This window comes from Mucilaginibacter myungsuensis (genome assembly GCF_015222005.1).
Lineage (GTDB): Bacteria > Bacteroidota > Bacteroidia > Sphingobacteriales > Sphingobacteriaceae > Mucilaginibacter > Mucilaginibacter myungsuensis.
Genome location: NZ_JADFFL010000006.1, coordinates 321,036 through 330,898, shown reverse-complemented (window position 1 = coordinate 330,898; position 9,863 = coordinate 321,036). Strand labels below are relative to the sequence as shown.

Below are 9,863 nucleotides of genomic sequence, written 5' to 3'. Positions count from 1 at the left end.
ATTAGGCCTGCCGCTAGCGTTCATCCTGAGCCAGGATCAAACTCTCCATTGTAAAATGTTTTGTTTGTATCCAGACCCTATTATAATAATAGAAATCTGTTTTTTGATGTTATTGTCAGCCGAAGCCAACCATCGTGTATCTTTATACAGATCCTAAAGCATTGAGTTAAGATGAACAGTAAACTTTGAAAATTTTCAAAGCCCTGCTTTGCTTCATGATTTATTTTTGTCTCTTTATTTTTTCTAAGAACTTTTGCGATTTCCCGTCACGGTACTTTCTTTATGTTGCTGTATCATTGCGATACTGAACGTCTTGTTAATGATGGCCGCTTTCGCTACCTTACCGTTTGTTCATCTTAGTATTTGATGACGGCTTTCTCTTTTCATTTTCGCTATCCGTTGCGGTCAGCTTTTCTTTTCGTTTCTCCGAAGTTTCCTTCGTTCGTTTCGGGAGTGCAAAGGTAAGAACCTTTTTTGTTTTCCCAAATTTTATTTTTTATTTTTTCGGGAGCCGCTTTTCGTTGAATCCGTTGCTCTTTCGAGCTTTTCTTTTCTTCGTTTGCGGAGTGCAAAGGTCAACATTTCTTTTCAAATCGTCAAGTGAAATTTTCACTTTTTTTTTGAAGAACTTTTCTTCCTTTTTCCTTTCAGAGAACGTCCCCGCTTTTCGTATTTGCGGGGCTGCAAAGGTAACAACCTTTTTCTTTTTCTGAAATTTTATTTGAACTTTTTTATCGTTCAAACGTTGCACTTAATAACTCAAATAACAACCCGCTTTCCTTATTTGCGGGGCTGCAAAGGTAACCACATTTCGCACCCTTGCAAACCATAATTTGAAAATAATTAAAACAATTTGCTAAACAGCTGAAAACTAAGCCAACTAATTGGCATGTATAGACGTGGCAACATGCATCTATTAGGGTATAACACCCGCGTCAGCTTAATTGCGTACCTTTGATAGTATATGAATAACGCCAATTTCCCTGATCATTTTATCGAGTCTTTAGCTAATGCACCCGGTTTTGATGCCGAAAACTTTGCTAAAGCGCATCAAGATCAGCCTTCGCCTACCACTATCCGCGTCAATCCTTATAAAAAGCACACTATATATAAAGGTGTGCAAGTGCCCTGGTGTGCTGATGCCATCTACTTAGACCAGCGCCCATCCTTTACATTCGATCCGCTTTTTCATGCCGGGTGCTATTATGTACAGGAAGCGTCGAGTATGTTCATCGCCCATATCATGCAACACATCCGCGAGGATGATGAGGATAGTATCAAAGTGTTGGACCTTTGCGCTGCTCCCGGTGGTAAAAGTACTTTGCTCAGTTCGGCTTTAAATACGGATGATCTGCTGGTGGCGAACGAGATCATTAAAACGCGCGTACCTATATTGACCGATAACCTCACCAAGTGGGGACCATCCAATATCATCGCCACCAATAACGACCCGAAAGATTTTAGCCGGCTGAAGAATTTCTTTGATGTGGTATTGGTTGATGCGCCATGCTCCGGTTCGGGCATGTTCCGTAAAGATCCGGATGCTATGAACGAATGGAGCGAGGGCAACGTTAACCTTTGCCACCAACGGCAGGAAAGGATATTGGCCGACGTGTTCCCGAGCATCGCTGCTGATGGATACCTTATATATAGTACCTGTTCTTATTCGGTGGCCGAGAACGAGACCATCCTGGATTGGTTATGTGAAGAGTTCGGTATGGAAAGCATCCGTATACCTATTAATAAGGAGTGGGGTATTGTGGAAACACAAAGTGAAACGCATAAAGCGCATGGCTACCGTTTCTATCCCGGCAAAGTACAGGGCGAAGGTCTGTTCGCGGCCTGCTTGCGCAAGACCGGCAATAACAGCGGCGGTGTATCTAACTATAAAGCCAAGAACGCGCAAAAACCCGATTATAAGTCGATCGATCTGTTGAAACCTTATATAAAGGATGCCGACAACTACTATTATTTTAAGGTGAACGAAGACTGGTTGGCCATTGACCGCATACACCGCGACGCTTTGGCTATGATACAGCAACACCTATATATTAAGAAGTCGGGCATACGTTTGGGCGCACTTGCTGGTAAGGACCTGATCCCGGACCATGAATTAGCCATGAGTCTTATCCTTAATAAGGACACTGTACTACAAACCGAACTTACCCGCGAGCAAGCCATCGCTTATTTACGCCGCGATAATATCCCCGATCTGGAACTGACCAAAAAAGGCTGGAGCCTGATGAACTTTGAAGGCCAAGTGTTGGGATGGGCCAAGTTGCTGCCCAATAGGATCAATAATTATTATCCGAAGGAGATGAGAATATTGAGTGAGAGTAGAGCCAAGAATCAAGAGTAACAAGGAATAGAGTCAATAATCAAGAGCCAAGAATCAAGGCAACTTTAGCACTGTCCGTTTAACATAAACCCGACAGCAGCGGAAAGCCCGTAAACGAAGCATAGCGAAGTGCGGACTTGCAGCGGATGGCGGGGTTATCGGTACCGATAAAAGGGGGAACGCTCGTTTTCAATGAATGCGAAAGTCGAAGTGCCAAATGCAAAATGATATGCCGCCTCGGGTTAATTAATATATGTGGTGAGCTTCGTCGATACACATATCTGTACTTCATAGTGGCAAGCCCCTCCCACCCTTCGACAGGCTCAGGATGACACCCTTTTATCATTTCGCATTTGAAATTCTGCCCTTCGCATTCCTTGATACCCATTTCGCATTTGGCACTTCGACTTTCGCATTTATATGACTGTTAACAAGTTAACAACCTGCTATTGCTTTATATGGATATAAGCTATAATTTTAGCAGAAATTTAATAGCGATAGATATGCAGCGGCTTGTAGGTTTACTTAAGAACAAATATTTCCTGTCAGCTTTGGCTTTTGTGGTGTGGATGTTGTTTTTTGACAAGAACGACCTGATATCGCAATTTGAATACCGCCAGCAGGTTAACCGCCTGCGCCACGACCGCGACTTTTACCAGAAAGAGACGGACGAGGTTAACCGCCAGCTGCAACAGCTGACTACCAACAACAGCGCCCTGGAGAAATTTGCCCGCGAAAAATATCTGATGAAGAAAGAGAACGAGGATGTTTTTGTAGTGGTGAAGGAAGCTAAAAAAGAGGACTAACCCTCCGGATCACCTCCGCACGATCGTGCGCAAGTAGGGCTTATTCATTTTATACCAACCCCGGTCTTTTCCTCTGCTATCGGTGATCAGCCATACGTGATCGCGATAGGTATCGCATTTAAAGGAATTATACGGCCCGACTTCGGCGTGTAGTTTTGGTTTACCGTCGGTATCTACCCAGTATAACTTTAGTTTTTTTGAGGTGCGGTTAGTGACCATAAATACCGTTTCGCCATCGGCACTACCGGTACGGGTATTGGGTTTTACCTTTTGGGGAGCGGCAACGGCTACGGGCCGTACTTTGGCCTTGCCCGAATAAATTGAATCGAGCAGGGCGAAACCGCCGGTATCGTATCGTTTTAACGCCTGGTAATTAATGGCCGGACTACGGCTGCCGGACAGGAACTGCCCGTGGCGATCGAAATACCACATGGAAAGTTCGGCCCAGTATTCGCCCGCGTCTACCATGGCATAAGTGTTTTTCCAAAGGCCCAGGGACCTGGCTTTGCGATATTGCTTTTTAATAGCTTCCTGCCATTTATTGCTGAGGCCGAAATACATGATGGTGTGGGCGAACTCGTGCACGCAAATATCCTGACCGATACCATATCTGTCTTGCGGCAAACCTAACAGATTTTCTTCGCCACAGGATGTGTAGATGCCGCCCAAGCCGCGGGTACGGTTGTCCAGATCGGTGCGTTTGCCCAGGTTATCTACAAATTTTATCCCTTTTTGATGTTTAAACTCGGGAAGATCGGTAGTTTGCTGGTCTTTGCCAATGATATGCACCTCGGCTCCCCATTGTTTCAGGTTCTGTTTAATGGCGGGTGTTCGGGCCAGCATCATGCTGATCTTGTCGGCAGCGACGGTCAGGGCACGATCTTCCACCACGGTCGACGAGCGGATGGCGATACCATTATTATTTAGATATTTTGAATAAAACCCGGCGACCGGCTTTGCTAAACGGGCGATCGCGGAATCGGGTGTTTGGGCAAGCGATGATGATCCGCAAAGCAAGGTTACAAGCAGTCCGTTTATAGTTAACCTGATATACCTCATCTTCGTCCCCTCTTTTCTTATAAGCCTTCGCGTTTACGCATGAACCATTCTGTGCTGATCAGCGCCAGTATCAGTACAAAAACCCACTTCAGATCTATCAGATCGGTGTAGTGCTTGTCTTCGTATTCAACGGTTTTGATGGTGTCGTTCTTACGGATCAGTTCGGCAATGCGGGCAATTTGTGTTGGTGCCACCATTTCGCCGCCCGAGCTTTTGGCCATAGCGTACAGCAACTGATGATTTGCCGTGCTTTGGCGCGCCTCCTGGTTCATGGCTTTTACGGTGAACTGCCCACGGGCCGACATCGACTTATCGCCTAACTTCACTCCTGCTGTGTAGCTGTACTCCCCTGCCGGTAAAGTTCCGGCGTTCAATTGGTAACTTTTGCCTGTCCTACTGAACAGGAAACTATAGCTTTTGCCCTCGGCGCTTTTAATATCGGTGCGCACGTCGGGCGTGTTTACCAGTTCCAAAGCGTCGTTATATAACTCGGCGTTCACCAAAATATCCTCGCCTTCGTCAAACACGGTCTTGCTTGGGTAAACCCTAAAACGTTGCTGACCGGCATTGGCGGTTAAATACTGTACGCATTGGGTGAACAATTCTTCTACCGCGGCATGGCTACCATAGGTTTGGAACTCGGACAAATTCCATCTCCATAAGCCTTCGGCCGTCATTACTGCCTGGCGTCGGCCGGCTTCGTCGCCGAAAGTTAGTAGCGGATACGGCGTTGGCACACTGCCTATCTTCTGCCTTAAAAATACTGTTCCACCTGCAGGCGAGCTATAATTGCCGTAAGGCGCTTGCAATGGCGGAAAGCGTGATATCTTTTGCATCGTCGAATCTGTCAGCGTGAACAGCGAGAAACCCGGTGTGGTCAGCGCGAAAACTTCCTGCATGTCCCGGCCCGATGCACCTATCTGTATTACTTTTTGTACCTGGTTCAAAGCACGCAAGTCGGTTTGGGCACCCATAATGTACCATACCGGCACCTTGCTTTTGGTAGCCATGGCGACCATACCCTCGGCCGGTTGATACATGATCACCAGGCTGTAGTCGTTCCAGCTGATCGTGCCGGTCTCGGTAGCGCGGGTGGTCTTTAACTCGTAATTTTTGTTACTCTCTATCGCCTGTTTGATCACCGTGATATCCGGGTGCGGGCTATTATATAGTAGCAATATCTTTTGGCGGGCATCCAGCACTTCTACATAAATGGTCTCGGTGTTGTTCTGGGTGGATATTTCGTTCTTTACCGGTGCAATGCTGATGTTGTATTTATGCATGCCCTTTTTATCGGCGCTCAGCTTTAACGCGACCGACTTCTTAAAAGCGTTATTACTCACCGGGATCTGCTGGCTCGATACCGTGCTGCCACCTTCGGTCACCGTTAGGCGGATGCTCTCGCCATTGCTTTGGTAAGCAGCGGCCAATAGTTCTATCTCGAAATCGTTGCCTAAAAAGGCGGTCTTGTTATAATTAACGTTGGCGATCAGCAGATCCCGGCGCGGGATGGTATCGCCCAGCGGTATGGTGTAAATATTGGTCTTGATCTTTTGCGCTTCGTATTGCGGATCGGCACCGCGGTTGTACAAGCCGTCGCCACTCATTACGATAGCGCCGATGTTTTGGTTCACAAAACGTTCGTTCAGTTGGCGCAAGGCGGTCGATATATCGGTTTGCTTTCCGTTTTGAGTGGTCGCCAGGCCATCGTGCAGTTCGTCATCGAAGTTAAATTCGCGCACATCGTAGCCATCGCCCAGTTCTTTTTTGATGCCGGCCAGGTCGGCATTAAATTTAGCTGCATCAAAACCCGGCTGCTTAAATAATTTTATCGACTCTGAATTATCCTGCGCGATGAGCACCAGCGGTTTTTGTGGCTGGTAACTTACCGAGCGCACCATGGGCGATATCAGCAAGAAAGCGATCAGGAAAACGGCTACCCCTCTTAACCCTGCCAAAAAATTGCGCATAGTTGGGCCGACGGTGACCGGCTCGCGGTACATCAGCCAGGCATAAAGCACACCTAACAACAAGCAGACCGGCGTCCACCAACCCGAAACCGAACCCCAGCTGATCGAAAATAAAAACGGCATAGATGATTATACGTGATACGTACTACGTTTTAGGTTTTACGTTATTGCAATATGCAAAATAATGCGGAATGTTGGTTGATGTAATAGGGATGTTATAAAATGGAGGGTTATTTCGACCAGAATATTTTGGGCGTTGCCTGCGGCCCGGGCTATCCGTTGCAAGTCCTCGCCTTGCCCACGCTCGAAGCCCCCGCTCGCTGCGGGCTTTCCACTGCTATCCCTAACGCGGATCTACCCTAACGAGATATAAATTATAACGAAAGTTTACAAAGGTTAACATTTTTCAATTGAAATATTTGTTAAATATCTCATCATCAATGTATTAACATAAGAGATGTGATCCAGTTTTAGTACTATTGCTTAGCCTACAAATAAAAAGCTCAGTCTGTCCAACGGCGGGGTTCGGTAAGATCTATCTTTGTGGCAACCCACGATCAAATCATATATCTTCAATTAATTTAGTCCGGGATGGAACATCCGGACTAACATGGAGAGCATCCTCGAGCGAGTTAGGGTGATCTCCTTCAGCTTCCAAGTTATCGCCCTCCCAAATAGTTGCCCAACAAAACGTCTATTTCTTCATCAATAATGTTATAATATTGTGTATCTAATTCATCAAGCGGTTCGTAAAGTTCATCAGATATAAAAAATGATTCAATGTCTTTATCTAATAGCCGTTCTCTAAAAACTTCGATTGAAATATTATCGTTATTGACCATTTCAAATGACTTTTCTAAAAGCTTAGCCCTTTTCGATGCACCAATATCTAAAAGGGCAATTATTGTCTCTTTCGCGAATTGACCATAGCCATTTACAAAATATTGGTGAAACCCGCCGTTAACTACCTGATTATGCACAACGATAACCAAATAAGTAATTTTTAATTCGATAGGAAGACTGACGACGTAATCGTACCAATCCGTATTCCTATTTAGAAACCAATTTTTCTGAATTCCTTCTACAGCTCTTGAGTAAATATTTTCTACTAATTCTGAACTTTCCATCTTTCCTTATTTAACAAATACACCTAAGGTTACGAGGATCGTGAATCCTCGGTATTGAGTCCGGGATTGTAAATCCCGGACCTAACATGGCGCGCAGATTTAATGGTCAACACCGTGTCAGTTCCTTAGCAACACCATCACACCTTCCTTATCCTGACCGGTCCTTTGATATTATTCAGATCAACGGACATCCCTTTTTGAGTAATGATCACTTTTCCGGCACGCTGCAGTTCAATCGCTTCGTCTCTGATATCCTGCATGTGTTTGCGCCAATCGGTCGAGAATAGTTCACGGGCAATCTCAGACGGGCAAACGGTCTTATCCGGCGCCCGGAGTTCCGCCATCATTAATATTGTTTTGGCAATGCTTTTGTTTGACATACATCTACAACAACAAAGCCGCAAATATGCGCCTCTATATGATCAGAAAAATTCGTGATCACTTTTTAAACTCCACCCTGTAGGCAATCCCCTTTTTATTGCTCATGTTTTTGATCGCGTGGGGTTCTTCAGGCGCTAACGCCTCGCCGTGGTTTAAAACTTCGGGCGGCATGTGCGGGATAGGGATGCTGTCTGTGACGGCTAACCGGCCACTTATTAAACCGTTTTTGTAATAGGTCATGGGTGTGGCTTCGGCGAACCACATTACGCTTTTCCATTTGTGGACGTGTACCGGTTCGGTCATATTGGGATTAAGGGTTACTTGTAGTATCCTTACGGTCGAGTCCTCGTAAACGATCTTGTGACTTTGTGGCGCGGCTTTTACCGCGTCTAAGCTGTCGGGCCAACTCCATTTGGCTAAGGTATCCGAGCCGTGGGCAGAACTTTCGGTTGCAGGTACGGCCTTATCATCGTTTTTACCAATGGTTCTTGCCACCCAAAAGCCAAATGCCCCACCGATCAAGATCCCAACTATCAGATAAACTGCTTTCATACCGAAGAATTTTAACAACCCCAATATAAAACAAAAAGAGGTGCGAAACCTCGCACCTCTCCATATTATATAATTCGCAAAAACCTTTCAGCTTTCGCCTTTAACCTTTCACCTCTACTAAAGCATCCCGCCATCGACCGGAATAACCTGACCAGTGATGTAAGTAGCCATGTCCGACGCCAGGAAAACGCAGCAATTAGCTACATCCTCCGGCTCGCCGCCACGTTTCAACGGGATACCGGCTGCCCAGCCTTCAACCACTTTAGGGTCTAATACTTCGGTCATTTCGGTTTTAATGAAACCCGGGGCTACCACGTTGGTACGGATATTACGTGAGCCTAACTCTTTGGCGATAGATTTTGAGAAACCAATGATACCGGCCTTTGATGCCGCATAGTTAGCCTGACCGGCATTACCCTGCACACCCACTACCGAACTCATATTAATGAATACGCCATCACGCGCTTTCATCATACTTTTAGATGCTGCCTTGGTCACGTTGAAGATCGATTTCAGGTTCACGTCCATCACTTCGTCCCAGTTCTCCTCGGTCATGCGCATCAGCAGGCCGTCTTTGGTGATACCGGCATTGTTCACTACGATCTGCAGGGTACCGAAATCGTTTAGGATATCGCTGATCAGTTTTTCTGCCTCGTCAAATTTCGACGCGTCAGAACGATAGCCTTTTATTTTGGTGCCGTAAGCTTGCAGCTCCTGCTCCAAAGCCAAACCTTTTTCAACTGATGACAAGTAAGTAAATGCCACGTTAGCGCCGTGCTCAGCAAATTTCTCGGCTATTTTGCGGCCGATGCCTTTTGATGCGCCGGTGATCAGCGCGGTCTTTCCTTCTAAAAGTTTCATTTAATGCCCTATGATATAGCGGGCGAAGATAGGGATTTTTTGGAAATAGTTTGAAGGTAGGGTGACGGAAAGCCCGGAAGAATATCCAGATAGGTAAATTATTCTTCCTCTCTGATCTTTATTATTTGTTCTAAAGCATCAACATCAAGCTGATCTAAGGGGCGGTTGAACGTTTTCTTATTTTGAACAAGTTGGTTCAGGTTTAAAAACGGAACTTCAACACTTTCAATATCTGCTATTGATGCCAATGCTAAACATTCGTTGAAAGTATGGTCTTCCAATCCATGCATCCTTACATGAAGCTCTAAACGTAAAGAATTAGGGAGAAGAAAAGGTCCCTGGGTACAGTTAACTGGCGTACTCAGACTATTGGATAAACCTGCAACTTCGCTATCAATAAAGGCATCTTGTAAAGCTTTGCAATTATCTGAGGTATCATCTATCCAGATATCAAGATCGTCGGTAAACCTAAAGTAACCATGCAAGTTTACAGCAAACCCACCTATTACAATATATTTAACCCCGCGAAGCCGCAGCGTCTTCCAAAATGATACTATGGCATCATCAAAAGCGTCCACTAAAATTACTTGCTGATAAAAGGCTTATGTGTAATGGTCGCTCGCTTCATCATTTGCTGAACTTTGTATAGCCTCGTAACCATAAGAAATCGCTCGGTATAATTCAGCTTCAGATGTTGCCTTAAACGCTCAATATCTGCTTCGTCGAAACTGCTTCTTTTCTCTTCCATGACCACGTGTTAACCTCTATC

Annotated in this window: 10 protein-coding genes; 2 read left to right on the top strand and 8 right to left on the bottom strand. The window is 45.5% G+C overall.

Annotated elements, in window-relative coordinates:
* Positions 1-496: 496 nt before the first annotated feature.
* The gene (locus IRJ16_RS16840) at positions 497-742 is read right to left on the bottom strand and encodes a hypothetical protein (RefSeq protein WP_194112781.1); all 246 of its coding nucleotides are present in this window, start codon (positions 740-742) and stop codon (positions 497-499) included.
* Between the two features lie 222 nt (positions 743-964).
* Between IRJ16_RS16840 and IRJ16_RS16835 the strand changes: the two genes are divergently transcribed.
* Positions 965-2,359 carry a methyltransferase RsmF C-terminal domain-like protein gene (locus IRJ16_RS16835; RefSeq protein WP_194112780.1) on the top strand — a complete coding sequence of 465 codons (1,395 nt, stop codon included), beginning with the start codon at positions 965-967 and terminating at the stop codon, positions 2,357-2,359.
* Between the two features lie 482 nt (positions 2,360-2,841).
* A complete protein-coding gene (locus IRJ16_RS16830) occupies positions 2,842-3,144 on the top strand; it encodes an FtsB family cell division protein (protein WP_194112779.1) in 303 nt (100 codons plus the stop codon).
* Positions 3,145-3,153: 9 nt separating this feature from the next.
* On the opposite strand, the gene IRJ16_RS16825 is transcribed toward IRJ16_RS16830, so the two are convergent.
* The 7 genes from IRJ16_RS16825 to IRJ16_RS16795 all read right to left on the bottom strand — a co-directional run bounded on the left by IRJ16_RS16825 (position 3,154) and on the right by IRJ16_RS16795 (position 9,672).
* Complete coding sequence (locus IRJ16_RS16825; RefSeq protein WP_194112778.1) at positions 3,154-4,203, bottom strand: VHL beta domain-containing protein; 1,050 nt, start codon at positions 4,201-4,203, stop codon at positions 3,154-3,156.
* Positions 4,204-4,220: 17 nt separating this feature from the next.
* Positions 4,221-6,296 carry a hypothetical protein gene (locus IRJ16_RS16820; RefSeq protein WP_194112777.1) on the bottom strand — a complete coding sequence of 692 codons (2,076 nt, stop codon included), beginning with the start codon at positions 6,294-6,296 and terminating at the stop codon, positions 4,221-4,223.
* 536 nt (positions 6,297-6,832) lie between these two features.
* The gene (locus IRJ16_RS16815; protein WP_194112776.1) at positions 6,833-7,300 is read right to left on the bottom strand and encodes a DMP19 family protein; all 468 of its coding nucleotides are present in this window, start codon (positions 7,298-7,300) and stop codon (positions 6,833-6,835) included.
* Positions 7,301-7,437: 137 nt separating this feature from the next.
* Positions 7,438-7,680, bottom strand: a complete 243-nt coding sequence (locus IRJ16_RS16810) for a DUF3253 domain-containing protein (RefSeq protein WP_194112775.1) — start codon at positions 7,678-7,680, stop codon at positions 7,438-7,440.
* 58 nt (positions 7,681-7,738) lie between these two features.
* Positions 7,739-8,233, bottom strand: a complete 495-nt coding sequence (locus IRJ16_RS16805) for a hypothetical protein (RefSeq protein ID WP_194112774.1) — start codon at positions 8,231-8,233, stop codon at positions 7,739-7,741.
* A 117-nt stretch (positions 8,234-8,350) separates the two neighbouring features.
* A complete protein-coding gene (gene fabG, locus IRJ16_RS16800; RefSeq protein ID WP_194112773.1) occupies positions 8,351-9,094 on the bottom strand; it encodes a 3-oxoacyl-[acyl-carrier-protein] reductase in 744 nt (247 codons plus the stop codon).
* 98 nt (positions 9,095-9,192) lie between these two features.
* Complete coding sequence (locus IRJ16_RS16795) at positions 9,193-9,672, bottom strand: hypothetical protein (protein ID WP_194112772.1); 480 nt, start codon at positions 9,670-9,672, stop codon at positions 9,193-9,195.
* Between the last annotated feature and the right edge of the window lie 191 nt (positions 9,673-9,863).

Coding starts and splice junctions, on each gene's coding strand:
- IRJ16_RS16835 (WP_194112780.1), top strand. CDS start 965: ATGAATAACGCCAATTTCCCTGATCATTTTATCGAGTCTTTAGCTAAT.
- IRJ16_RS16830 (WP_194112779.1), top strand. CDS start 2,842: ATGCAGCGGCTTGTAGGTTTACTTAAGAACAAATATTTCCTGTCAGCT.
- IRJ16_RS16825 (WP_194112778.1), bottom strand. CDS start 4,203: ATGAGGTATATCAGGTTAACTATAAACGGACTGCTTGTAACCTTGCTT.
- IRJ16_RS16820 (WP_194112777.1), bottom strand. CDS start 6,296: ATGCCGTTTTTATTTTCGATCAGCTGGGGTTCGGTTTCGGGTTGGTGG.
- IRJ16_RS16815 (WP_194112776.1), bottom strand. CDS start 7,300: ATGGAAAGTTCAGAATTAGTAGAAAATATTTACTCAAGAGCTGTAGAA.
- IRJ16_RS16810 (WP_194112775.1), bottom strand. CDS start 7,680: ATGTCAAACAAAAGCATTGCCAAAACAATATTAATGATGGCGGAACTC.
- IRJ16_RS16805 (WP_194112774.1), bottom strand. CDS start 8,233: ATGAAAGCAGTTTATCTGATAGTTGGGATCTTGATCGGTGGGGCATTT.
- fabG (WP_194112773.1), bottom strand. CDS start 9,094: ATGAAACTTTTAGAAGGAAAGACCGCGCTGATCACCGGCGCATCAAAA.